General features: G+C 47.7%; 28 protein-coding genes and 1 tRNA gene. 18 read left to right on the top strand and 11 right to left on the bottom strand.

The features are described 5' to 3' along the window. Window positions 1-5: 5 nt before the first annotated feature. The 9 genes from flgH to L2725_RS04815 form a co-directional block, all read right to left on the bottom strand. On the bottom strand, window positions 6-683 hold the full coding sequence (gene flgH, locus L2725_RS04855; protein WP_249247899.1) for a flagellar basal body L-ring protein FlgH: 678 nt from the start codon (window positions 681-683) through the stop codon (window positions 6-8). Between the two features lie 10 nt (window positions 684-693). Further along, window positions 694-1,482 (bottom strand): flagellar basal-body rod protein FlgG, encoded by a 789-nt coding sequence (gene flgG / locus L2725_RS04850; RefSeq protein WP_115134963.1) that lies wholly within the window; start codon window positions 1,480-1,482, stop codon window positions 694-696. Window positions 1,483-1,497: 15 nt separating this feature from the next. Continuing rightward, complete coding sequence (flgF, locus tag L2725_RS04845; protein ID WP_249247896.1) at window positions 1,498-2,241, bottom strand: flagellar basal-body rod protein FlgF; 744 nt, start codon at window positions 2,239-2,241, stop codon at window positions 1,498-1,500. 171 nt (window positions 2,242-2,412) lie between these two features. Beyond that, window positions 2,413-3,771, bottom strand: a complete 1,359-nt coding sequence (flgE, locus tag L2725_RS04840; RefSeq protein WP_248934659.1) for a flagellar hook protein FlgE — start codon at window positions 3,769-3,771, stop codon at window positions 2,413-2,415. A gap of 56 nt (window positions 3,772-3,827) precedes the next feature. Beyond that, window positions 3,828-4,610, bottom strand: coding sequence for a flagellar hook assembly protein FlgD (flgD, locus tag L2725_RS04835; protein WP_249247894.1), 783 nt, complete (start codon window positions 4,608-4,610; stop codon window positions 3,828-3,830). 23 nt (window positions 4,611-4,633) lie between these two features. Further along, entirely contained in the window at window positions 4,634-5,050 is a 417-nt protein-coding gene (gene flgC, locus L2725_RS04830) for a flagellar basal body rod protein FlgC (protein ID WP_115134971.1), read from the bottom strand. A 3-nt stretch (window positions 5,051-5,053) separates the two neighbouring features. Then, complete coding sequence (gene flgB / locus L2725_RS04825; RefSeq protein WP_249247893.1) at window positions 5,054-5,452, bottom strand: flagellar basal body rod protein FlgB; 399 nt, start codon at window positions 5,450-5,452, stop codon at window positions 5,054-5,056. Window positions 5,453-5,563: 111 nt separating this feature from the next. Next, the gene (locus L2725_RS04820; protein WP_249247891.1) at window positions 5,564-6,406 is read right to left on the bottom strand and encodes a CheR family methyltransferase; all 843 of its coding nucleotides are present in this window, start codon (window positions 6,404-6,406) and stop codon (window positions 5,564-5,566) included. A gap of 54 nt (window positions 6,407-6,460) precedes the next feature. Further along, window positions 6,461-7,381, bottom strand: coding sequence for a chemotaxis protein CheV (locus tag L2725_RS04815; protein ID WP_249247890.1), 921 nt, complete (start codon window positions 7,379-7,381; stop codon window positions 6,461-6,463). Between the two features lie 187 nt (window positions 7,382-7,568). On the opposite strand from L2725_RS04815, the gene flgA reads away from it, so the two are divergent. The 3 genes from flgA to L2725_RS04800 all read left to right on the top strand — a co-directional run bounded on the left by flgA (window position 7,569) and on the right by L2725_RS04800 (window position 9,097). After that, a complete protein-coding gene (gene flgA, locus L2725_RS04810) occupies window positions 7,569-8,276 on the top strand; it encodes a flagellar basal body P-ring formation chaperone FlgA (RefSeq protein ID WP_249247889.1) in 708 nt (235 codons plus the stop codon). A gap of 76 nt (window positions 8,277-8,352) precedes the next feature. Continuing rightward, window positions 8,353-8,673, top strand: a complete 321-nt coding sequence (flgM, locus tag L2725_RS04805) for a flagellar biosynthesis anti-sigma factor FlgM (RefSeq protein ID WP_115134978.1) — start codon at window positions 8,353-8,355, stop codon at window positions 8,671-8,673. A 1-nt stretch (window position 8,674) separates the two neighbouring features. Then, window positions 8,675-9,097 (top strand): flagella synthesis protein FlgN, encoded by a 423-nt coding sequence (locus tag L2725_RS04800; RefSeq protein WP_249247888.1) that lies wholly within the window; start codon window positions 8,675-8,677, stop codon window positions 9,095-9,097. A 412-nt stretch (window positions 9,098-9,509) separates the two neighbouring features. On the opposite strand, the gene L2725_RS04795 is transcribed toward L2725_RS04800, so the two are convergent. Both L2725_RS04795 and L2725_RS04790 read right to left on the bottom strand, forming a co-directional pair. Beyond that, a complete protein-coding gene (locus L2725_RS04795) occupies window positions 9,510-9,956 on the bottom strand; it encodes an LPP20 family lipoprotein (RefSeq protein WP_115134982.1) in 447 nt (148 codons plus the stop codon). Further along, complete coding sequence (locus tag L2725_RS04790; protein WP_115134985.1) at window positions 9,953-10,597, bottom strand: FlgO family outer membrane protein; 645 nt, start codon at window positions 10,595-10,597, stop codon at window positions 9,953-9,955. The genes L2725_RS04795 and L2725_RS04790 overlap by 4 nt, the downstream gene beginning before the upstream one ends. A 215-nt stretch (window positions 10,598-10,812) precedes the next feature. Here L2725_RS04790 and L2725_RS04785 point away from each other — a divergent pair, with 215 nt between their 5' ends. From L2725_RS04785 to L2725_RS04710, 15 genes are all read left to right on the top strand, one after another. Next, entirely contained in the window at window positions 10,813-11,964 is a 1,152-nt protein-coding gene (locus L2725_RS04785; protein ID WP_249247887.1) for a flagellar assembly protein FlgT, read from the top strand. Window positions 11,965-11,974: 10 nt separating this feature from the next. Next, entirely contained in the window at window positions 11,975-13,279 is a 1,305-nt protein-coding gene (locus L2725_RS04780; RefSeq protein WP_249247886.1) for a motility associated factor glycosyltransferase family protein, read from the top strand. After that, window positions 13,272-13,529 carry a hypothetical protein gene (locus L2725_RS04775; RefSeq protein WP_249247885.1) on the top strand — a complete coding sequence of 86 codons (258 nt, stop codon included), beginning with the start codon at window positions 13,272-13,274 and terminating at the stop codon, window positions 13,527-13,529. Before L2725_RS04780 ends, L2725_RS04775 begins: the two co-directional genes overlap by 8 nt. Before the next feature lie 150 nt (window positions 13,530-13,679). Then, window positions 13,680-13,755, top strand: a tRNA-Arg gene (locus L2725_RS04770). A 209-nt stretch (window positions 13,756-13,964) separates the two neighbouring features. Continuing rightward, entirely contained in the window at window positions 13,965-14,819 is an 855-nt protein-coding gene (locus L2725_RS04765; protein ID WP_249247884.1) for a hypothetical protein, read from the top strand. 147 nt (window positions 14,820-14,966) lie between these two features. After that, window positions 14,967-15,155, top strand: coding sequence for a helix-turn-helix domain-containing protein (locus L2725_RS04760; RefSeq protein WP_249247883.1), 189 nt, complete (start codon window positions 14,967-14,969; stop codon window positions 15,153-15,155). Then, the gene (locus L2725_RS04755; RefSeq protein ID WP_249248003.1) at window positions 15,139-15,420 is read left to right on the top strand and encodes a hypothetical protein; all 282 of its coding nucleotides are present in this window, start codon (window positions 15,139-15,141) and stop codon (window positions 15,418-15,420) included. The genes L2725_RS04760 and L2725_RS04755 overlap by 17 nt, the downstream gene beginning before the upstream one ends. Further along, window positions 15,417-15,716: a hypothetical protein gene (locus tag L2725_RS04750; RefSeq protein WP_249247882.1), complete on the top strand. Its 300-nt coding sequence runs from the start codon at window positions 15,417-15,419 to the stop codon at window positions 15,714-15,716. The genes L2725_RS04755 and L2725_RS04750 overlap by 4 nt, the downstream gene beginning before the upstream one ends. Beyond that, complete coding sequence (locus L2725_RS04745) at window positions 15,709-17,376, top strand: replication endonuclease (RefSeq protein WP_249247881.1); 1,668 nt, start codon at window positions 15,709-15,711, stop codon at window positions 17,374-17,376. The genes L2725_RS04750 and L2725_RS04745 overlap by 8 nt, the downstream gene beginning before the upstream one ends. A gap of 427 nt (window positions 17,377-17,803) precedes the next feature. Beyond that, complete coding sequence (locus L2725_RS04740; RefSeq protein WP_249247880.1) at window positions 17,804-18,199, top strand: hypothetical protein; 396 nt, start codon at window positions 17,804-17,806, stop codon at window positions 18,197-18,199. Continuing rightward, window positions 18,196-18,543, top strand: a complete 348-nt coding sequence (locus tag L2725_RS04735) for a hypothetical protein (protein ID WP_249247879.1) — start codon at window positions 18,196-18,198, stop codon at window positions 18,541-18,543. The genes L2725_RS04740 and L2725_RS04735 overlap by 4 nt, the downstream gene beginning before the upstream one ends. 158 nt (window positions 18,544-18,701) lie before the next feature. After that, window positions 18,702-19,265, top strand: coding sequence for a hypothetical protein (locus tag L2725_RS04725; protein WP_249247878.1), 564 nt, complete (start codon window positions 18,702-18,704; stop codon window positions 19,263-19,265). Between the two features lie 301 nt (window positions 19,266-19,566). Next, entirely contained in the window at window positions 19,567-20,670 is a 1,104-nt protein-coding gene (locus L2725_RS04720) for an ABC-three component system protein (protein ID WP_249247876.1), read from the top strand. Next, complete coding sequence (locus L2725_RS04715) at window positions 20,663-21,163, top strand: ABC-three component system middle component 2 (RefSeq protein WP_249247875.1); 501 nt, start codon at window positions 20,663-20,665, stop codon at window positions 21,161-21,163. The genes L2725_RS04720 and L2725_RS04715 overlap by 8 nt, the downstream gene beginning before the upstream one ends. Next, a complete protein-coding gene (locus tag L2725_RS04710; RefSeq protein WP_249247874.1) occupies window positions 21,160-23,028 on the top strand; it encodes an ATP-binding protein in 1,869 nt (622 codons plus the stop codon). The genes L2725_RS04715 and L2725_RS04710 overlap by 4 nt, the downstream gene beginning before the upstream one ends. Window positions 23,029-23,126 lie beyond the last annotated feature (98 nt).

Here is a 23,126-nt window from a genome sequence, read left to right as displayed (position 1 = left end):
CCTCCTTAGAATGGCCACCAGTCACTGAAGAAGAACTGGTTCAGCCAGCCCACCTTCTGGGCTTCAGCAAAGGTGCCGGAACCGCTGTACTGAATACGGGCATTGGCCACCCGGGTTGATTCTATGGTGTTATCTGGACGGATATCCTGAGAACGTACCAGCCCGGTCAGACGGATAAACTCTTCACCATTGTTAATGGTTATCCACTTCTCGCCCCGGATCACCAGATTGCCGTTGCTCAACACCTGCATCACGTTGGCAGAGATACTGCCCGACAGGCTGTTACTCTGGTCGGCGGCAGATTCACGGCTGGTATTCATGCTGTCTTTGTAGGCCAGATCAATCGGCACACCTTTAATGGTGACATTGCCGCCACCCGCCTGAATGGGGTCCAGCGTGATGTCTGAACCTTTACTGATGTCATTGTTGGCGCTTTTACTGGCCTGGGTAGATTCGCTCAATACTACGGTAATAATGTCGCCCACTTTGTGCGCGCGAATGTCCGAGTACATGCTGGCGGCCTGACTGTCCTGATAAATGGACCCCGTCACCTGCACCTTGGTCGCAGGTTGGTCCGGATAGACAGGCGCATAGTAAGGGTCATCCGGTATTGGCTTATGGGAGGTGCTGGCACACCCCACCGTCAGCATCAAAGTACAGGCAACAACTGAGAGCCTAATCATAATTACCGCCTTACAGCTGCTGATTCACATAGCTGAGCATCTGGTCCACCGCAGAGATAACCTTGGAGTTCATCTCATAAATGCGCTGGCTTTCAATCAGGTTCACCAACTCTTCGGTGACATTCACGTTGGAGGTTTCCAGCGCGCCCTGTCGAATCGAACCCAATCCATCCAGAGAAGCAGTCCCCTGAATAGGCGCACCGCTGGCACCGGTTTCCAGGTACATATTCTGGCCGATAGGGTCCAGACCGGATGGATTGATAAAGTCAGACACGCTGAACTGACCCACTACCTGATTCTCAGCATTACCCGGTGTCTTTACCGACACTTCGCCTTCGGCAGAAACCGTAATGGCAATGGCATCTTCAGGAATAGTGATCGGAGGCTGAACCACATAGCCAGCACCCGGCGTCACAATCTGACCTGTGTCATCCAGGGTAAACTGGCCGTTACGGGTATAGGCGGTCGTTCCATCAGGCAGGCCGATTTCAAAAAAGCCCGGGCCTTCAATCATCACATCCAGAGAGTTGTCTGTGGTCAGCATATTGCCCTGAGTAAACATCTTCTGGGTGGCGACCACCTTGGTACCTGCGCCAATATTCAGACCATTGGGCAGTTTGGTATTGGCTGCACTGACACCACCAGCCTGATTGACAGTTTGGTACAGGAGATCTTCAAACACGGCGCGGGTTTTCTTGTAACCCACAGTGCTGGCGTTGGCCACATTGTTGGAGATCACCGAGATGTCGGTCTGTTGGGCATCTAAGCCTGTCTTACTTATCCATAGTGCGGGATGCATAATACTTTCTCCTGCTTAACCAATGCGCATCAACCCGGCCGAAGCGCGGTCATTTTCTTCAGCGGTTTTCATCATCTTCACCTGCATTTCAAACTGTCTTTGCAGGTCGATCATGGCCACCATTTCATGTACGGCATTTACGTTACTGCCCTCTACGGCACCACTTAAGATGCTGACAGTCGGGTCGGCCGCGGCGGGTTCACCATTCATTTGACGGAACAGGCCGTCCTGGCCCCGCATCAAGTTTTCATTGCCCGGATTCACCATCTTTATCTGGGCGACCTCTTCAATGACTTCGGCGGTTGCCCCCTGGGGACGCACAGAAATAATGCCGTCTTTGGAGATCTCAACCTTCTCAATAGGCAGCGGCAGCACAATCGGACCGGCATCCCCCATAACGGGGTTCCCTCTGTCATTGCGCAGCAAACCTGTGGCGTCAAAACTCAGACTGCCAGAGCGGGTATAAGCTTCACCGCCGTCTTCGGCCTGCACCGCAAACCAGCCATCACCGTCGATAGCGATGTCCATGTCCCGGCCAGTGCTCTTGATAGAACCGTCAGCAAAGTTAGCCAGCGGGTTCTCCGTCATGGCAAAGACTCTGGTCGGTAAGCCCTCACCGAAAGCCTGCATGCTACGGGCCTGCTCTATATCAGCCTTGAACCCATCGGTATTGGCATTGGCAAGATTGTTCGCCCTGACCGCCAGCGAATGCATGTTCTGCTTGGCGCCTGTCATCGCGACATAAAGAAACTTGTCCATTGGCCACTCCGTCAAAGAATTTACTTAACCCAGGGTTGAGCAATCTTTGTGCCAATGATTTAAGGGAGGTAAGCGATTGAAACTGTGAGAGGAAAATCGAAAGAGAAAGATAAGCGGCAGCCATTTGCCGCAATGCGGCAAATGGCTGTTTACGTTTACAGAGGTAACAAATTATCGGATCTGCAGTATGGTCTGTTGCAGGGTGTTGTTCACTTCCAGAGTACGCGAGTTGGCCTGGAAGTTACGCTGGGCAGAAATCAAATCCACCAGCTCTGTGGTCAGGTCCACGTTGGACTGCTCCAGTGCCGAAGAACGGATATCACCAAAGGTACCACTGGCAGCTTCACCGGCCAGCGCCTGCCCGGATGCCAGACTCTCTTTCCAGGAGGTATTACCCACCTGAGTCAGACCCTGCTCGTTGGCAAATCGCGCCAGTGCCACCCGGGCCAGCGGTACAGTTGCACCGTTACTGTAAGAGGCAGTAATCAAACCATCTGTGCCCACTTCAACATTGGTCAGACGGCCCACAGTGGTACCATCCTGTGTCAGAGCGGTGACTTCAAATGGCGATGCGTATTGGGTTGGAGCGTTGAAGTTAATGGTCAACGCCTGAGTACCATCAGCACCTGCGCCCAGGGCTCCTGCACCATTGATACCCAACTCTTCAGTGGTTATCACAGCCGGATCTGAGCCGGTAAAGGTACCGGTATCGTTAAAGCTCAATACCGCGCCAGTCCAGCCACCCACGTCAGCGGTACCAGTTGCATCCGGAGTACCATCACCATTGGTATCAGTCTGGTAACTACCGGCGGCACCGGACATATTTACCGGCACACCGTCCACGGCCTGGAACGATACCCAATGGCTTTCACCTGTATATGCCGCGTTTTCTGGGCGAATAAAGTAGGTGGTCAATACATGAGGCTCACCCAGAGAATCGTAGAAAGTCAGCGAGGTGGAGTTGTTAAAGGTATCCGGATCATCAGGGTCAAAGTCAGCCAGCACCTTGGTAGGTTCACCGGCATTCAGGTTCATCTGCAAGCCAACCTGCTCAGTTTTCTGTGGGCTGCCCGCGGTATCAGGGATCTGTACTGAACTTGTGGTCGACAAACTCACAGAGGTAGAGTTGCCGTCCTTATCTACCGGGAACGTCTGCAGGAAGTTACCGGCAGCATCGGTCAGATAGTTATTGGCATCAATCTTAAAGGCACCGGCACGGGTGTAAGAGTAATCCTGGTTACCTGAACCGGCAGAGGTGATAAAGAAGCCACCGCCACTGATTGCCATATCCAAAGCATTGCTGGTGAACTGCAAGCTGCCCTGATGGAACTGCTGTGCCACCTGAGTCGTGGTGACACCGCCGCCCACCGCTGTCCCCGCGTTGGAGAAGATGGAGTTGGCATACACATCGGCAAACTCAGCACGGGACTCTTTAAAGCCGACTGTACCTACGTTGGCGATATTGTTGGCCGTGGTATTCAGGTCTTTTTGCGAAGCCGCAATACCACTCAATGCAATGTTAAAAGACATAATTCACCTCTATTAATTCAGATGGAGGCGAACACGCGCCTCACGTACTGCGTGCATCAGCTTTCCGCTACCGCCAATACATCCGATAATTTCACGCCGCCAATCCCTTTAAGATTGAGGACAGCCCCCGTGGTCGCACTACCCAGTGACACGCTGGTAACGTGGGCATAGGTTGAGACCGCCAGTTCCTGGGATTCACCATCAACCCGTCCACTGGCCTTAAAGCTATAGTTACCTTCCGGGACCGGCTCGCCTTTGCTGTTTAGACCATCCCAGGTGAAATCGATATTGCCGCCTGCACTGCCATCAACCTTGAAGGTAGTGACCAGCTGGCCCTTGTCATCTTCAACCCGGACAGTGATCTCTTCTATCTGCTCTGGCGCAGTGACTACAGCTTTAACTTGCTGATCTTCAGCACTCACGTGACCAGTACCTGACGGGATGAGTACCTTCTGTCCAACCAGACCAGATGCCTGCAACGCCTGGCTGGAGGTCATGGTGCTGTTGAGATTGAGGATCTCCTCGTTCAGCTTGGCGATACCATCCACGGTGGAGAATGACGCCATCTGAGCGATCATCTGGTCGTTCTCTACCGGCTTGAATGGATCCTGCATAGACAGCTGCTGCGATAGCAGGGCAAAGAAGTCTTCCTGGGTCAGCTCCTGACCCTTTTGCTCAGGTACAGCCTGCTCAGTCTGCAACCGCATTGGGTCCAAAACAGGACTCTCTTTGCTTACCTGATTGCTCCCGGTACCGGCATTGTTACTCTGTACCTGGGATGGGCTGCTTTGTGTACTCTGGGGTGATGCCGCACCGCTGAGGGGATTAATTAGGCTCAAGACCTACCTCCTGCTCTGCCCGGTTATTTGCCGATATTCAGTGTCTGCTGCAGCATGGATTTTGCTGCTTCAGCCACCTGAACATTCATTTGATAAGAGCGCGACGCTGAAATCATATCCGCCATCTGCTCCATCACGTTGACGTTGGGTTTATAAATAAAGCCATCTTTGTCTGCCATCGGGTGCTGAGGCGCGAACTCTTTCTGCAGTGGCGCATCACTCTCTACAATCCCCATCACTTTCACACCGGTCGCTTCCTGCTGCTGGTGACTGGCTTTCGCCAGCTCTGCCTGGAATACCGGATAACGGGCACGGTAGGTTTGATCTATGCTGCTGGATACCGCATCAGCGTTGGCAATATTACTGGCCGTCGTGTTCAGGCGAACCGACTGGGCTGACATGCCGCTGCCTGATACGTCAAAGATATTGAACAGACTCATAGATTAACTCCCTCTCAGCGCCTTTTTCAGGCCTGCAAACTTACGGTCCAGAAACCCCAGCGACATTTGATATTCAAGGGCGTTTTCCATAAACGCCGCCTTTTCCTGCTGGATGTCTACTGTGTTGCCATCACCTGTATCCGGCTGGTTGGGCACGCGATACTTAACATGTTGCTGGGTGAGGGCCTGCAAATCGAAGTGCTTGTCGTGGCTGCGCGCCATATTCAAGCCGCCCTGATGACTCTTTGCGTCCTGCAGTGCAGTGGCAAAGTCCACATCCTGAGCCTTGTAATGAGGAGTGTCCGCATTGGCGATATTGCTGGAGATCACTTCGGCCCGCTGTGCACGAATGCCCACCGTGTGTTGATGAATGCCGAGAGCTTTATCAAATGAGAGCGCCATAAATTTGCCTCCTCAAAACCGTTGTGGATTTAAACTGCAAATCATGTGCCAATAAAAAAGGGACGACATAATGTCATCCCTTTTAAATCCTGGTGATTGGCCGCAAAGCCTTTAGCTGCGCTTACGGTAGTAAATTCCCGGGTTGCAACGAACCATGTCAAACTCTTCTGTTACCCCGGCGGCAGATTCAGATGCCCCCAGAAACAGCATGCCGCCTGGATTCAAAGCGGCAGCAAATTGCCGCAGTATGTTGCTCTTTGCCTCCGGCGAAAAATAGATCAGCACATTGCGGCAAAAGATAATGTCGAACTTACCCAGAGAGGCGTAACTGTCCAGCAAGTTATGAGGACGAAAGTTGACCATGCGTTTGACATTATTTTTCAGCTGCATGGTGCCCGAATTACAGGGTTCAAAAAACTGACGCTTACGCTCTTCCGACAAACCACGGGCCAGTGCCAGTGAGTCATATTCCGCTTTGCGGCAACGCTCCAGCATAGAAGGTGAAAGGTCTGTCGCCAGAATAGAGACGCCGGCAGAAGGAACCGCACCGAGTGCCCTTTGCTGGCACTCCAGCACAGTCATGGCAATGGAGTATGGCTCCTGTCCCGATGAGCAGGCTGCCGACCAAATTTTCAATGGTCCGCCTTTACCGGCAAACTCAGGCAGTAACTCACTGGCGAGTAATTCGAAGGGATACTTGTCCCGAAACCAAAGGGTTTCATTGGTGGTCATTGCATCAATCACCTCGGCACGCAGTTGGCGCTCCGAGGGTTTCATCGACTTACTGACCAACTCAGATAAGGTTGGCAGGTCGTACTTCCCCATCAAAGGCGCCAGACGGCTGCGCACCAGGTACTGCTTGTTGTCCCCCAACACTATGCCACTGTGTTGTTCCAGAAATTGCTTGAACTGACTGTATTCAGTCTCCGCAAGTGTCTTATTCGCCACTGTCATTCCTATTCACTGCACTCGCAATGCGAGTAAACCCCTGTCCCCGAAAATTCGATCTTACAAACTAAGGTGTTTGTTTACTGTGGTTGCCAATTCATCCGGATTGAACTTGGCAATAAAGTCATCTGCGCCAACCTTCTCGACCATGGCCTGGTTGAATACCCCACTCAGAGAGGTATGCAATACCACCTTGATATCTTTAAGTTTTGGGTTGGCCCGTATCTCAGATGTCAGCGTGTAGCCATCCATCTCAGGCATCTCGATATCTGAGATAATCAGCGGGATTTCATCTGCCAGATTTTCATGTTTTTCAGCAAACTCCAGCAGCATATTCAAGGCATCACGACCATCTTTGGCGGTATCAATTTCAAGCCCAAGTGAGGTCAAAGAACGAATAATCTGCTTGCGAGCCACTGCGGAATCGTCAATCACCATGATGTGATAACTCTTATCCTCTTCCAGCATTAACTGCTCCTGAGCTTCTTCGCTGAGTTCAGTTTTCACCGGCGAGATCTGATCAAGAATCTTCTCTACATCGAGAATCTCTACCAATTCACCTTCAATCTCAGTCACCGCAGTCAGGTAAGAGCCCTTGCCGGTACCATCCGGTGGCGGCATCACCTCTTCCCAGTTGGTGTTGATAATGCGTTCGACGCCCTTCACCAGGAAGCCCTGAACACTACGGTTGTACTCGGAAATGATAATAAAGCAGTCGCTGACATCCTCGATGGGCTTACCACCGGTTGCCGCACTCAGATCAATCACAGACAGTGTTTGCCCACGGATCTGTGCAATGCCACGGATAAAGGAGCTCAGCTTGGGGAGATTGGTTAAGGGTGGGCACTGCAGCACTTCTTTTACTTTGAATACATTGATACCAAAGCGCTGACGGCCATTAAGTTTGAATAACAGCAGCTCCAGCCGGTTTTGACCTACCAGCTGTGTCCGTTGATTAACAGAATCAAGAATGCTTGCCATAAAAATGCCCTAGCTGCTCGTTTTTGTGAGATGCCTACCTTGGAGTATAGGCATATTCCTTGCTTTGTTCCTGACTGAGGGCCTCGATAGCAAAATATCGACAATCCTTTGACAGTTTTCCCCGAGGGTGCAAACCCGCAGAGGAAAGTATAGGTGTAATCTGACACGACAAGCTAGTCTGTAACTAATGAATATTAAAGCATTTAACATCACAGCCACTTTTTTGCTCGGATTTTGCGCACAGGTCTCGGCCCAAATTTCTGTGCCCAGTCAGGAAGAAATCCATCAACTGGCTAAAGCGACCGTCGCGGCCAAAATCGATAATATTGCTGGTGCCAGGGTGAATATAGAACCCCAAATGCTGGCCACCCGGATGAGCCCCCCAAGATGCAGCGAACCCATGCAGGGGAGCATGGCATCCGATCGCGAAATTGGTAAAAACAACACAGTTAAAATTTCCTGTACCTCGCCGGATATGGATTACCCCTGGCAGATGTTTATTTCGGTACGGGTAGAAATTCTCAGACCGGTAGTGGTCGCAGATGCACATTTGGGTTCCGGGCAACTGATCGACCCGGACAAAATCAGACTTGAGTGGGTTGACCAATCTCAGCTGCGCGGTTCACAGTATGAAGACACTCAGGATTTAGTCGGCACCCGCGCTAAAAGGCGTATCGCCAAAGACTCTCCTATCTTCTCTGCCAATGTGTGTTTTGTTTGTCGCGGCGACAAGGTGGATATCATGGCCCGTACTGAGGGCTTTATGATCAAGACCCAGGGCGAAGCCCTACAGGATGGTATTGTCGGTGACAGTATCAGAATAAAAAACAGCCGTTCAAACAGACGCTTGGATGCTACAATAATTGGCATTGGCGAAGTTGAAGTGAAAATGTAAAATTTCCCTAAAGCTATCTGCTATGCAGCCGATAAACTGTTACAGACTCTAGAGACAATCACGCAGGAGCCAAGAAATGGCTATTGATATCAACAAATTAAGCGGCGTAAACAATACCCGTAGCCGGACGGCGGTTGGTGAATCCAATCAGGCGCCCAAGTCCACAGATACTCAACCTGCGGCGTCCGGTAACAAACCTGACTCAGTAAACATTACTCCTCAGGCTCAACAACTCCAGGGAGCACACAGTAAGATGGCATCCATGCCAGAGGTCGATGTACAGAAGGTTGCCGAGATCAAACAGGCAATTGCTGAAGGACGTTACAAGGTTGACGCTGAAAAACTGGCGTCCAATATCGCTCAATTTGAGCAGGAACTTCAGGACCTGAACAACTGATATGAGCAGCGATATCGTCGTGTTGCTGGACTCACAGCAACAAACCCTGACCTCGCTCAGGGAAGTTATTTCGGAAGAGAAGCAAGCACTCAGCCAACAACAGGCTGAGTCTTTGCTTTCTCTGGCCGAGAAAAAACAGCAGTTGCTGATGCATATTCAGCGTCACGACGAACTGCTGGCCGCTCACCCGGACAAAGCACGGCTGACCGCAGATCTGGCGCCCAAGGTTGATGAAATCAAACAGGCTCTGGATGCATGTCAGCAGGCCAATGAAGCCAACGCCCAGTTGATTGATATGAATCTGGCCAGTATCAACCGCCTCGCTTCTGCGCTGCAGGTGAGCCGCAATGCCACCAGCCTGACTTACGACGGTAAAGGTAAAACCTCCACTATCTCCACTCTGGGTAACAACCTCAAAGTTTAAGTCTGTGATTTAATGCCCGCAGTAAGTCTGTCTGCGGGTTTATGTCCTTCCTCAGTCACTTCCACCGTTTACTCTCATTACTGCTTACTCTCAGTCCATTTAGACCCGCCCACGCAGCACCCGAAAAGCCCCAGCCTCACGTCCATTTCAGCTCACTCTGAACAGCATTTGCGACTTACATGATGACAGTTTGAAACAAGCACAGCGCTACCCTCGCCTGCGTTGCCTTGCTTGCCATAAAGCTGTGTTCACCTCACCCAAGCGGATAGCGTCTGATGGCCAGGAGTGTTCTTCGCTATTGAATAAGGGCAATTAGCAAGGGAGCGCTGTCAGCAGGCATAAAAAAACGCCTCACCCTGAAGGAAGTGAAGCGCGTTGGAAATCAAATGGCAGCACTGCTGCTCAAAAACAATCAGAAGTAAGTAATGGACTTCACTTTCTGTGGACGGTTCTCCTGCTGGTACAGATCCCATACCAGGCCGAAGTCCAGCTCAAGTTCAGTGACATAGTGTTCTCCGGCAGGATAGCTCTTCACTACCCGGGCACCACGAATAAGGCCACTGACATTGGTCTTCACCTGATCGCTTTGCAGCAGCCAATCACCCACCTGACTGGTAGCGGAGAGTTGCTGACCATAAACCTGCTCAGCCAGTTCACGGTAAGCGGCAATCTTGGACGCCTGCATCGCCATCAACACCTTGTGAGATTGCTCTTCAGCGGGTTGAGTTGCCAAAGGCGCGTAGCCAATAGCGGTCAGCTTGGGAAATGTTTTGGGGGCTTCAGTTTCCCACTGCACATATTTGTCATTGCTGGAGCATGCGCCCAGCAGCAGTGTCATCGCCAGTACCAGTATTCTCATCTTTCATCCCCCAACAGCAGTGCCTGACCACGGCCTGGCTTTTCATAGCGATAAAGCAGCCCGTTTTCTGACACCACTTTTTCCGATGCCATCAGGTACTCCCCCAACTCGTTATAACTGGCAAACGCCTGCGAAGCCGACACCACACGATTATTGGCAAGGTCAATCAGACGACTGTTCAACTGCAGACCATCAACATCCAGGCTCATGGTCGACACCAGGCTGTATTCCACCAATACATCACCGGGCAGCTGACGCCAGTCACGACTCAAAATAAAGTTGCCGTCTTTGGTCACCCGCATCGCCTCGGCTACGTTCATATCCACCACGTTGAACTGATTAATGTGCAGCGCCGCCATCATTCCCTGCTGCAATTGCTTGCCCAGAGCATTGGTGTCATTAAAGTCACCCACCATCACAGGGGTAGCCACCACAACTGGCTGGGTCGGACGCAAAGCATCATTGTTCATCATCAACTCAAATACCGCACGGGATGCCAGATGATTGACGGCAGACTTGGGAGGCTTACCCATATCATGTTGCAGGCTTTGCTGTGACAGCATATGAGCCTGATCCGGCATTTCCGATGCACATGCCGTCACCAATACAAAGAGTGGCAGCAATTTCATTTGTTTGAGCATGGTGTCGTCCTTAATCACAGACGCGATAACACAACGTCTGAGTTGATCTCATTGCATACTTTATCGACCGGTTCGCCCATGACTTTACCCCTGCTTTTGCATTTTTCCTCTTTACCTCAGCGTCCAACTGTCTTCCCGATAAGGCATAGATATTGCTTTGATTGGTCAGGAAAGATTGCAATGCCAACACAATGACGTTGGAGAGGACCAGAAACATGCGGACTTTTATCGCATTTGTCGCCGCCCTGATGACATTTCCAGCCTTCGCGGCCTGGATTAATGCCCAGGGAAGTGCCCAGATAGTGGATGACGATATACAAACAGCGCGAGAAGAAGCTATCGCCCAGGCGGTCAGCTACGCCTCGCTGCAAACCGGCGTCACCATTACCAGCCAACAGCAGGTGACCGGCGGACGATTAACCGGTGATCAGTTCACCATGACATCTCAACTGAATAATCCGGATATCAAAGTCATCAGCGAATCAGTCGACGGCGATATCCTTACGGTGAACCTGCAAATTGCCGCCAAAGACAACATGACCAGCCAGTGCCTGGAAAGCTCAGTCAAAGCAGCAGTGCTTATTCCTCAAAGTCTGCTCAAGCACAGAGAGCACCTAAGCTATGGTCAACTGGTGGGTTTTGAAACGGCGCTGTCGGCTCGCCTCGGCGATATGCTGGATGCACAGTCCCGCGCGGCATTCAGCCACCAACACCAATATGACAAGCTGGACATCAACAGCTCGGTGGCCGATATCAGCGGCTATGCCCTGCCCACCTGGCTGACCGAACACACAGACAGCCAGTATCTGTTGATTCCCAGCATCCGCGACCTGTCAGTGTCCCCAGCCGAATCAAGCTTTATGGGACTGTGGCAAGACGACCCACTGCGTAACTTCGCCATCACGCTGACTCTGTTCCACGGCATCAGCGGCGAACAGATCTGGAGTCAGGATTACCACACTCAGGCCGAGTGGCAGTTCGACCGTCAGGTCAGTGTGCCCCCTACCGCCAACTACTTCTGGCAATCTGATTTTGGCCGGGAAATAGATAAAACCCTGAGCAATGCTATAAAAGATATGGATAACGCATTGATTTGTCGCCCTGTATTAGGTCAGGTCATCGCCCGTGACAGCAATCGCATCATGATCAATCTGGGTCGCAAGCACGGGGTACACACAGGGGATAAATTCAAGTTGGTACTGCAACAACAGATGACTGACAGATTTTCAAATCACAGAGCGCTGGCACACGCCAGCAATACTGAGATAACCATAGATCAGGTAACTGAGACCAGCGCCACCGCCCTGTTGGGAGCCCAACCCGGTGCCATGGCCATTCAGCTCAGTGACCTGGCAATCAAACAATAGCGGAGACCCTATGACGGATCTGTTGCAGCTTAACCTGCAAGTCATACAAGAACGCTGGCCGGATATTGCCGCCCAACTGCAACCTTTAAATATTGAAGAGCTGGATGCCGGACTCATTGAGGGTCTTGAACAAACCATCATGGTCAATGGCCTGCAGCTCTCCAGCCGTCATGCGCGGCAGCGCGAAGCCGAGCTGCTGTGCAATACATTGCCGCAGGCTGCCAAAACCGTACACCTTTATGGCGTAGGTATGGGCGATACCCCAATTCGCTTGCTGGAAAGCAATCGCTGCACCCAACTTGTGGTACATCTGATAAACCCCGGCGTGTTCAAGCTGCTTATCAGCTACACCAACCAGAGTGAATGGCTGAGCGACCCCAGAGTCAGTTTAAGTATTAAGCCGGAATCAGATTACCCGTTGCTGCCCAATATCAGCATCACCCCGGAACTGACCCTGTGTGATGGTGACTACGCCTGTGTGCGTGACCTGCTGGTGTATGAGATCAACCGCGAACATGTGAATCAAAATCGCGCCAAACAGATTGAACAGTTCAAAGACAGGCTGGAGCTGAATCTGCCACGCCTGCAGCAACACCCGGATGTGATGGAGCTACGGCCCGAACACGCCAACAGTAAAGCTATTATCGTGGCGTCCGGCCCCAGTCAGGAAGAAGCCTACTCAAGACTGAAAGCCCTCAGCGACCAGCCTAAAGCCCAACGACCTTTGATTATCGCTGTCGATACGTCGTGTCAGGCACTTAACCAGCATGGGATAAACCCTGACATAGTGGTGACGGTTGATGAGCTAATCAGTCCGGAAATCGTCGATGTCGAACAGAGCGCAGGCCGCGCTTTGGTCTATATGGCCAAGTCCAGCCCTGAGCTGATAGATGCCTGGCAGGGCCCTAAATTCAACGCCCACTCCGACCTGCCAAGAGATGATGCACTGGCAAGTCTGCTGCCGAAAACCCGCCTGTTCCTTAACGGCAGTGTTGTGCAGCCGGCGATCCATCTGGCCATCCTCCTTGGCGCCAAAGAGATCACCTTGGTTGGGGTCGACTTCGGTTATCCCGGTAAAAAGGCCTATGCCTTCTGGCAACCGGGCAACACCCTGGTGGGAATGAACAGCACCGACAGCCCCCACTGGGTGCTGGATGGTCATGGCGAACGTCTGCCAACAGCCCTGAACCTGAGGGCATATATGCGTTCACTGGAGCACTTTATCCGTAAACACCCGGATATCAGCTTCTACCGCGACAGCAAGAGTGGCGCAGCCATTAAAGGCACCGAATTCAGGGAGCTAAGCCATGACTAAAGACCAACTGACCGCCCTGCTTTCAGATACCGCCAGCCTGTTTCGACTGGGGCAGGAAGGCAAAGCCAATGCCCAGTACCAGCAAATCATAGGTCAGGTGCAGGCCTGGATTGCCGCCTCAAAAAACAAAGAGGCATACATGCCGGTACTGACTCAACTGTTGAACGCCCAGGAGCGCAAAGACTGGCTGGATCTGGCCGATACCCTGGAATATGAACTGACCGCTCTGATTCAGCACGCCGATAACTAATCGCAGGACGCAGAGAGTTAGTCGCGCACAGCACATAAAAGCAGCAAAGGCAGGCCTTGATATCATCTTGGCCCGCCTTTCTGATCAGTATTTAATCACTTGAATCTCAGCGCTTTTCATCCGGAGCAAAACCAGTATAATCAAACCCGTCTCCCTATAGCTCAACAGGATAGAGCAGTCGCCTCCTAAGCGATCGATCGGGGTTCGAGTCCCTGTGGGGAGACCATAAAGTGCTTTTTATGCAATAAAATCAATAAATTACAAGAACCCCAAAATCCTGTACCGCCCTTGCCCCACTATTTTTAAAATTCCGTTTTTTGCTGATTTTCAATTTTCCCAAAGTCCAATTTTTGACCATCTAATTCCATTTCTGGACTACTCAGCCGATTTTCGATAGTTTTCTGTTCATTGCTCAGCGATAGGAAATTGCCAGAAATGAAGCCGGATTCCTTACCCCAAAAGACCGAACTGTCTCCTGACAAATCTGCAGAGCAACCTATCAGAGATCTTCCTCCTGAACTTTCCGCTTTGCTGGACATTATTCCAGAGAGTAGTGACAAAGAAGAATTCGCCTCGCAGCTACTAGATACCCTAGATAAGCTCGCCAGTCCTTCCAGACTTAGTGAAAAGATCCCCGCTGGAACCACCAAAGAGAAACTACCTGCGGTAATTGCCAAGCAGCCAGATGGACAGCAAACACTCCACGATGAACAGGCACAAATGGCCGAAGACTTCATGCAGCTGTTTGCGGACTATGCGCCCGGTGCCATCGAGCTTCCTCTTGAGGCAATCCGCCAGCTGTCCAATGCTGACCTTCCTGTTAACCCGGATGACCATCCGCAATTCGACAAATCGCTGTTCGATATGTGGCGGCAACTACCGTCAGATTTGCAGCCCTATATTCAGGCGTTCACCACCATGCAAATGGCCGGTTTTGAGAAATCGGCTGAACTGCTGCAACGGGCTTTCGTTGATCGGGTATTGATTCACAACAACTCTTCCTTCCAATCACTGCAAACAGAAATCGCGAAACAGCATGGTGTAACTCAGTCAGCCGCTAAGCATTCACTGAAGGGGCAAACGAGTCGTCACTCTAAAAACCGTGACAGGAAGGAATATGCGCTGTCTTTGTACAAACAAAAACCTTACGACAACCCCAGTCAAGCCAGAACAAACCACTATCCCGCCATTGAAGAATATGCCAATAGCATTGGACACCCTTTTTCATCTGAGTATCAGGGAATGAAAACTGTCTATAGCTGGTTTTTGCAAGAACTGAAAAACAAGTAACTTTCTCACCCTGAGAAAGACCTTTTTCACCCTGAGAAAGACCTTTTTCACCCTGAGAAAGACCTTTCTCAGCCTGAGAGAGGCATACATCTATACCGCCCTTCCCTAATCTGACTCCTGAGCAATATCCATTAACCAGGAGTTACCATGAAAAATTCACTACTTACCCCAAACCAAGCTGCCTATGTGCTCGGCGTGACTACAGGCACGCTATCCGTGTGGCGCTGCACAGGTCGATACCCACTGCGCTTTGTAAAAGTTGGTCGCCGCGTCATGTACAGAACTTCCGATATCGAAGACTTCATTAACGGGAGGGTTTATGAGCACACTTTATAAAATTTTTGATGCCGTTCTTCTAGTAACCATAACGCTGTTGAATGTCTTTATGCTATGTGCGCTGATCACGTCCGTTTGGTTATATAACGAGACCAAGCCCCCGTTAACAGCCCCCTTAACAGAATCCCCGTTAACGGAAACCAAAGGCGCTTCCCCATTAACGGGTACAGACACCGTTAACGACTGTGAGTCTGATATCACGGCGCGTTACGTAATGATGTCAACAGAGTGTGGCAACACATTGCCGCTGGGGGATAAGCAATGAAATACAAAATCCCCACTTTCAGTGATGAACAGAAAACGCTTATTCATTATCTCGCCGCTGGATACGTTGTCGAGGTCTGTACCGAAGTGTGCCCGGATTTGGGCTCTGTGGCAGAGCTGAACAACTATCCCGGCCACTTCAATCAACGAAGCCTGTTCCGCCTTAAACGGGAAGGGCTACTTAAAGAAAAACATCACTATCATTCCGGGCTTCGATGGACTCGCCTCGCCCTTAACGAAAAGGGACTCACTGTCGCCAATGCAGTAGCCCAACCGGGAGAGAATCGCTATGCCTGAAGTACACCCACACGATACGGCTTGGCTAAGTAAGCAGGTCGATGGAATCCCTGAACATTTCAAACAGGAAATAATGGCCGACTACCTCAACAAGCCTACTCGCAGGGAAGCAAATCTGGGCGTATTGGCGGAACGTAAAGCGATTGCAGCTATCCTTCACAATCACGACCCACACCAGCACATCAATATTGACTACAGAGATTGCACCGTGTCGGCCAAGATCCACTCAAGGCAATGCTTGTGCTTACAGCTCCAGTATCACTCTATGCCCCTTTGTGGCCTATACAAACTGACGGTCAACTACATAAAAGCCCAAGGACTGGAACCACATCCTTTACCTACAAAAACGTTAACGGCAGTCGAAGAAGGACTGTTAACGGAGTCTGATACCGTTAAGGTTAACGGGGTATTGAACCGCGCTAAAGATCCGGACTGGTGGCGCAGAAAACTCAAGACCCAACATACAAGACAACTGGAAACCCTTTCGCGCCACTTCAACCAAGTGAACAAACAACGGGGCATCTATATCAGCGCTCTGAGTTTTAGCCATATACAGAACCGCTGGGTGGACAACCAAGCGTTTCTGCAAGAGACCATAGCGACCAATGAAGACGGCTATAGCACCAGTCTTGCCGAACTCTCCAGCCTTAACGTATCCAACCCGGCCATTCGCCGGGCTGAACTCATGGTCAGAACCCATGGCTTTGAAGAGTGCGCCAAAGCGTTGTCGTACAGTGCGCTGTTCCTGACCATGACTTGCCCGTCCAAATACCACCGCAGCCTGTCGAAATCGGGCTGCAAAAACCCCAACTGGAACGGCGCAACACCGCAAGACGGACAGCAGTATCTCTGCCTGACCTTCTCCCGTATAAGAGCAGCATTGGGGCATAAGGGAATATCTGTTTTCGGCTTTCGAGTCGCAGAGCCACATCATGACGGAACACCCCACTGGCATCTGTTACTGTTTATGGAACCTGAACATGAAGCTGCAATCATCGACACATTTAAAAACTATTGCTTTGAAGAGGACGGTAACGAGCCGGGCGCGGCCAAACACAGATTCACTGTAGAACGTATAGATCCCGACAAGGGATCTGCGACTGGCTATATCGCCAAGTACATATCCAAGAACATAGACGGTGAAGGTATTGATGCAGATAACTATGGCAAAGATGCTAAAGAATCCGCCGTCCGGGTTCGCGCTTGGGCTTCCTGCTGGGGCATACGTCAATTTCAACAACTGGGTGGCGTCAGTGTTAGCGTCTGGAGGGAGCTGCGCAGGCTGGAAGCCATTAAAGAAGCAGAATTAGAGTGGATAGAAGAAATCCGTAAAACCGCTGACCAAAGCAACTGGCAAGAATTTACCGAACTAATGGGTGGCGTATTCTGTAAACGTAACGAGCAAACCATCCGCCCTCTGTATCAAGCCGTGATGGACGTTAAGCCACAATCTGCGTTACCAAATCAGCCTCCCCTAATAGACAACCCGCCTACCATTCCCCCAAACCAGCAATTCAAATCGAACCGTTACGGAGATGAAACCCTGACTCGCTTGAAAGGGGTTATCAGCTTGGGAGTTGAGATCATCACCCGAGTGCATGAATGGACAATGTCTCACGCTCCAAGCTCTAAATGCTCTTCCTTGGAGTACTGTCAATAACTGTACAGAAGTGGACTTATCTAACATCTGCAATTTGATTTAGCAGTTCTAACCACCAATGCGCCGATTCGCGTAATCATTGAGCGAATAAGCCTGAACATGAAAGAAATGGAGGATATCTTACAGAACAGCGAGTTATAACGTGATAACTTCCTGCCACCGTTCGAAAGAACAGCAAAAATTTAACCCGTACAGGGCAGCAGGGACGCTGGAACCCGTAATTCAGGGGCGGAAGCGTGTCTGAAAGACAAGCGACAGAATAGTTTCTGTCGCTTAGCTGGAGCCGAATTAGCAAGCTCCTGTTGGTACTTTTTGCTTCGACTGAACATAAATCATCTCCTTCATTAGAAGGTAGGCCGAGCTTGCAAGGTCTCAATAATAAAATGTTATATGTGTAGATGAAATATCGAGAATAAAGAGAGTCATTTTGGAAAAGAATAATATAGATGTAGATAAGTTCTACGAGAATATGAAGAAAGCTGATGCTGAAACTTTAGTTTTTTTGGCCAAATACTCTAAGAAAACTCAAAGTTTACAGCGAATGCAAGTCTTCGTGAGTACAATTATCGCGACAATAGCTGGTGCCGCTGTGCTTGCTAGCTACGTTTTTCCGGAGATGAGTAAATTATCAGTAGGTGTTGGGTCTGCAATATTTGGTCTGAGTACTGTCGTTATATCTTACTTTCAACAAAAGAAAGAAAAAGAACAACTAATTAGTAAAATTCTCAAAAGTACACGAACACTTTCTGATGAGGATCTTCGTGAAGCTGAAAAGTATAGGCAAGATGTACTTGAGATTATCGAAAAGGAGAAGAAAAAATGAACCTTTCTCCACAAGAAATTGTAGCTAGTTTTGTACTTGTTTCTGGTATTGCTTTTGTATTGTTATCGCTTATGGTAACTAGGTCTCTGCCAATATTGACTGAAATATTCTCAGTAGCATTATCTATTACAGGTGGCATATCAGGGATTAATCTAGCTTATGAAGCGTTGTTCGGAACTAAGAATTTTGGCGATTTTTCAAACGACAAAATGTTAATTGCATTAGGTGGTGTAGGTGTCTTTTGGGTTTCTCTTACTACTATCATTGACTTATGTAAGAGGGTTCTTGATAGAAAGCAGAATAGCTCTGATGAGACTGAAGGGGAAACTAATCCTGATTGTTGATACACATATAACATCTATTTAAGAGTGATTCGCAACGCTTGGCATTTTTGCTATGCGTTGTTGTGTTTAAGGCAGTATGCGGGAGCTTCGGTATTGCGTTGCTCACACCTTAACAGGGCGTTATAACAACTAGGATAGTTGGGAGTTAATGAAGGGAAATGGATCTATTAGCATATTATAAAGACGCATATCATTTCGAAATTCAGCGAAGCGAAGTTTTTGATAATCGTTTACAAGCGCCTACAGCAGCAGTCATCGTACTAATTGGCTTTTTAGCTTATATATTCGAAAAAGTTAACTTTTCCGGTGAACCTTTAGGAGTTGCAACGTTTAGCTTAATTTATGTTTTCTCGATAGTAATCACCTGTATATCCGTGTTTTTTTTAAAAAGTGCATGGGGTGGTTCAAAGTATGAGTTTTTGCCTCTTCCTACCGAACTCGAAGACTATCGAAACGTACTGAAAAATCACTATGAGGAAGATGACTCTGGTGAAACCGTTATCGAAACATATAAGCAGGCGCTAATCGACTATTACATAAAATGTGCATCTTTTAACTCAGAAGTGAATGAGTCGAGAGCAAGAAAATTATACTTAGGTGTGTTTTCAATGAGTATTGCTTCAGTATTGGCACTTGTCTCATATATCCCTTATTATTCATATAACTTAGAACAAGATAAGCCTACCAAAGTAAAGTTAATCTCAGAGCAAAATTTGAGGTAATGCAATGACAGATAATAAGAAAGCACCACCACCTCCTCCTCCGCCAACGCGTATGATTATTAACCACAAGAAGCAGCCACCACCACCGCCTAAGAACAAGCCCAAGGCATAGTTTTTATAACAAACGCTTTAAGTCGGATTCGTAAACGTGTGCCGAACTCGCCAGCACTCAAACATGGCACACGTTCAATCACAACTTAAGTGGGTGTTATAGAGTATAATCTCATCACGTGATTGCCTGAACATTCAAATTGTAAAAATAATGCGTGGGAACCATGCCTAGAAAAAGGAAGTTTTTTCAGTGCTAGACTTCGACTTAAATGATCTCGAATTAGCTAAACCTAAGAGTGAAAACGACACTGCGTCTTCCCGACAAGTTTCATATGGGAAATTAATAACTCCTAGGCAGCACTTATTTCTCTTCTCAGCAGAAGAGTGGGAATGCTTTTTAGAGGAGTGGGGCACATTTCAAAAGTCGAAATATCACCTTGTAACACGCTTAGGTGGAGCTAATGATTTTGGAGTTGATGTTGCTTGTTTTCACACTGAGAATGGATTTTCTGGAAGTTGGGAAAATTACCAATGCAAGTACTATAAAGGTGACCCTTTGGCACCAGGAACTGCAATCCCTGAAATTGGTAAGTTGTTGTGGCATGTTTACAATGGCAATTTGACAAAGCCAAATTGTTATTACTTTTTTGCTCCTAAGGACTGTGGCCCCTCGCTCAAAAAACTACTATTAAATTCAGATAAGCTGAAGGATAAGCTTTTTGAAGAGTGGGATGGCTGGTGTTCTAAGAGCATAACAACAACAAAAGAAATTTTACTGGAGGGTGAATTTAAAAAATTCGTCACGGGTTTTGACTTTAGCATTTTCAAATATAAACCGGTAAATCAAATTATCGAGGAATATAGGGAAACACCATACTACTTGATCAGGTTTGGTGGTGGCTTAAAAGATCGACCTACGCCTTTAAAGCCACCTGAGGTTTTTCAAAAGAATGAAGCCCGCTATATAGAGCAATTACATAATGCTTATGCTGATAGTAAAGGTATTGAAAAACAAAACTTTCAGATGGATTACTTCCCAGACCTTAAAAATCATTTTACTAGACAAAGAGAATACTTCTACTTTGCTGAATCGTTAAGAACCTTTGCACGAGATTCTGTTCCGCTAGGGACATTCGAAGCGCTTCAGAGTGACATGTTTGATGGAGTGATAGATGCAGCAGAAGATGATTATGAAAATGGCTTAGTTAAACTTAAGACTGTTTTAAGCGAGTCAAAGTCAGTTCCTCTTGATTCAAATGGTCTATTTGAAACTATCAGGGTAAAAGATAGATATGGCATATGCCATCAATTAGCCAATGATGATAAATTGAAATGGTTGAATGACGATGAGTGAAGTTCTACATTCAGACTACATATTCAATAATGCCCTAGAAACTGGAGTGCGGGCAGTATGTATATTAGTCGTTAACCTAGATAATAAGTTCGATATACAGCAGCTATTGGCTTTGGATCATATTGTTGTTCATACCGGAGATATTGCAAACGCTCCACCAAGCTTACACCCAAATGTTGTACAAAGAAGTGGTGAGCTTTTGGTAAGGAGGCCGTTAGTAGAGAATGGTCTTGCTCTTATGGAGAGCAAAAGGCTTGTAGAAAAAGTTATAACACCTGATGGTTTCTATTACCGTGCCACAGAACTTGCTAGTGTCTTTATCGAATGCTTAACAAATGAATATATAAAAGAACTTAATCAAAGAGCGCAGTGGGCTATCATTATGTATAACGATCATGGTGATAGGTTGTTTACGGAGGTTTTCAATTCCGCATTTGATCGCTGGAGAGATGAATTCCAGATAGCAGAAATGTCAATTTCGAAAAATGGTTGAGTATTGTTGAAATGGAAATTAGATTTATTGTTTTTGCTGGCCCGTTAAAGGAATCAGCAGAAATAGAGTTTGGAAGTGGTTTGAATTTAATATATGGCCCTTCAAATACAGGCAAGTCATCCGTTTTAGATGGAATTGACTTTATGTTGGGTTCAGAAAAGCCATTGAAAGAGCTTCCTGAACACGAAGGTTATGATCAAGTAATTCTAGGTGTAGAGTTTTCTAAATCAGAGTGTTTCACATTTGTAAGAAATATAGATGGTGGAAATTATGAATGCTTCGAAGGATTGCATAAAAATAAGCCGCTAGATATCGAGCCGGTCATTTTAAAGCCTAAGACTGAAACAAAAAAGATCAAAAGCATTTCTTCTTTCATACTAGAGAAAGTTAATTTATCTAACAAAAAATTTAAAAAAAATGCGCATAATGGGCTGGTTAGCTTAACTTTAAGAAATTCGCTAGATCTTTTTGTTGTTAATGAAGCCAATATTCAAAAAGAATCCTCACCATATATTAGTGAACAATACACAAAAGAAACTGAGCATAAGTCTAGGCTAAAATTTATTCTTACGGGGGTAGATGATAGCTCATTGTTACCAGCAGAAGTTGAAAGAAAAGCTCTATCTAGAGAAGCAAAGATAGAATTATTAAAGGAGTTGATAGAAGAACAAGGTAATTCATTAGGTGATATATCTACATTAGAAAATTCATTGGCGGAGCTTAGAGACCAAGATAAGAGATTATCAGAAACCATATTGAAAGAACGTTCTACTCTTGATGCCAATGAGAAAAAATACAATAGCTTAGTCAATAATCGGGCTGCGTTAAGAGAAGAGTTAGAACTCAAACGCAAAAGAATCGATGAAGTAAAGGAAATGTTATCCCGGTTCAATCTGCTACAAAGTCAGTATGCTTCAGATATAGCTAGACTTGAAAGTATCTCTGAAACAGGAATTTTGTTCGAAGCATTACCAACTGAAAAATGTCCCACCTGTGGAAGACGCGTTTCTGAGGATAAAACTCATCAAGATTGTGATGCGGGGATTCAGAATGTTGTTGCAGCAGCAGTATCAGAAAAATTTAAAATTGAAGGACTTAGTAATGAACTTAAATTAACTGTGAACAATCTTAATTCAGAGTTAAGTTCAATTAGTGAACAGTTACCATCCATTAGGGATAAAATGTCTTCTGTGGCTAAAGAATTAGATATTGCGAATCCTGAGCTAGTGGAGCAGAGAACCAATTATTCGGAACTTTTCAATATTAAATCTCAAGTAAATGTGTCAATAAAACAGCATGAACAGTTAATTTTCCTAACTAAAAAGAAAGAAGATTTAGAAAATTCAGCTCCGAAGAATGAATCAAAAGGCAAGGGCGAAAGCGAAAGGAGTTTGCCAACAAGCGCTTTGTTTGAGCTTTCGAAAGAAGTACGGAACTTTCTTCATGATTGGGGGTTGCCTAATTCTAATGATGTTCACTTTGATAAGGATACAGGTGATTTTGTTATTAACGGGAAGCATAGAATTAGCAATGGCAAAGGATACCGCGCTATTACACATGCTGCAGCCACTCTCGGACTGATGAAATATACAGAAGAGAATGAGCTTCCTCACTTAGGGTTTTCGATACTTGATTCACCATTACTTGCCTATGAAGAGCCTGAGAATGAGGAAGATGACCTTAAAGGTACGGATGTAAATATTAAGTTCTTTGATAGCTTGTCAGCTTGGAAGGCTAAACAGATTATTGTTTTTGAAAATAAAAAGTCTATACCGAGTAAGTATAGTTCAGGAAAGCAGATTGTTCAGTTTACTAAGAAAAACTCAGGACGCTATGGCTTCTTCCCGACAAAGACCAAGAATTAACTTAACGATTGAAAATAGTGTAGGAACCGTATAACAAGCGGCTGCTTTCGGACAGACAAAAGCTCCGGCTTCGCCTCCACTTTTACCAACCGCAGAGC

It is taken from the genome of Shewanella corallii (assembly GCF_023349125.1).
GTDB lineage: Bacteria > Pseudomonadota > Gammaproteobacteria > Enterobacterales > Shewanellaceae > Shewanella > Shewanella corallii.
Note: the sequence above shows the minus strand (reverse complement) of the source record. Positions and strands in the feature narration are given on the sequence as shown.

Bases quoted from the DNA above. Each gene is read 5' to 3' on its own strand.
- L2725_RS04815 (WP_249247890.1), bottom strand. From the start codon at position 7,381: ATGGCAAGCATTCTTGATTCTGTTAATCAACGGACACAGCTGGTAGGT.
- L2725_RS04785 (WP_249247887.1), top strand. From the start codon at position 10,813: ATGCGGACTTTTATCGCATTTGTCGCCGCCCTGATGACATTTCCAGCC.
- L2725_RS04820 (WP_249247891.1), bottom strand. From the start codon at position 6,406: ATGACAGTGGCGAATAAGACACTTGCGGAGACTGAATACAGTCAGTTC.
- flgE (WP_248934659.1), bottom strand. From the start codon at position 3,771: ATGTCTTTTAACATTGCATTGAGTGGTATTGCGGCTTCGCAAAAAGAC.
- L2725_RS04790 (WP_115134985.1), bottom strand. From the start codon at position 10,597: ATGCTCAAACAAATGAAATTGCTGCCACTCTTTGTATTGGTGACGGCA.
- L2725_RS04760 (WP_249247883.1), top strand. From the start codon at position 14,967: ATGAAAAATTCACTACTTACCCCAAACCAAGCTGCCTATGTGCTCGGC.
- flgB (WP_249247893.1), bottom strand. From the start codon at position 5,452: ATGGCGCTCTCATTTGATAAAGCTCTCGGCATTCATCAACACACGGTG.
- L2725_RS04795 (WP_115134982.1), bottom strand. From the start codon at position 9,956: ATGAGAATACTGGTACTGGCGATGACACTGCTGCTGGGCGCATGCTCC.
- L2725_RS04750 (WP_249247882.1), top strand. From the start codon at position 15,417: ATGAAATACAAAATCCCCACTTTCAGTGATGAACAGAAAACGCTTATT.
- flgG (WP_115134963.1), bottom strand. From the start codon at position 1,482: ATGCATCCCGCACTATGGATAAGTAAGACAGGCTTAGATGCCCAACAG.
- L2725_RS04745 (WP_249247881.1), top strand. From the start codon at position 15,709: ATGCCTGAAGTACACCCACACGATACGGCTTGGCTAAGTAAGCAGGTC.
- L2725_RS04715 (WP_249247875.1), top strand. From the start codon at position 20,663: ATGAGTGAAGTTCTACATTCAGACTACATATTCAATAATGCCCTAGAA.
- flgM (WP_115134978.1), top strand. From the start codon at position 8,353: ATGGCTATTGATATCAACAAATTAAGCGGCGTAAACAATACCCGTAGC.
- flgC (WP_115134971.1), bottom strand. From the start codon at position 5,050: ATGAGTCTGTTCAATATCTTTGACGTATCAGGCAGCGGCATGTCAGCC.
- L2725_RS04755 (WP_249248003.1), top strand. From the start codon at position 15,139: ATGAGCACACTTTATAAAATTTTTGATGCCGTTCTTCTAGTAACCATA.
- flgF (WP_249247896.1), bottom strand. From the start codon at position 2,241: ATGGACAAGTTTCTTTATGTCGCGATGACAGGCGCCAAGCAGAACATG.
- L2725_RS04725 (WP_249247878.1), top strand. From the start codon at position 18,702: ATGGATCTATTAGCATATTATAAAGACGCATATCATTTCGAAATTCAG.
- L2725_RS04800 (WP_249247888.1), top strand. From the start codon at position 8,675: ATGAGCAGCGATATCGTCGTGTTGCTGGACTCACAGCAACAAACCCTG.
- L2725_RS04735 (WP_249247879.1), top strand. From the start codon at position 18,196: ATGAACCTTTCTCCACAAGAAATTGTAGCTAGTTTTGTACTTGTTTCT.
- flgH (WP_249247899.1), bottom strand. From the start codon at position 683: ATGATTAGGCTCTCAGTTGTTGCCTGTACTTTGATGCTGACGGTGGGG.
- L2725_RS04765 (WP_249247884.1), top strand. From the start codon at position 13,965: ATGAAGCCGGATTCCTTACCCCAAAAGACCGAACTGTCTCCTGACAAA.
- L2725_RS04780 (WP_249247886.1), top strand. From the start codon at position 11,975: ATGACGGATCTGTTGCAGCTTAACCTGCAAGTCATACAAGAACGCTGG.
- L2725_RS04775 (WP_249247885.1), top strand. From the start codon at position 13,272: ATGACTAAAGACCAACTGACCGCCCTGCTTTCAGATACCGCCAGCCTG.
- flgA (WP_249247889.1), top strand. From the start codon at position 7,569: ATGAATATTAAAGCATTTAACATCACAGCCACTTTTTTGCTCGGATTT.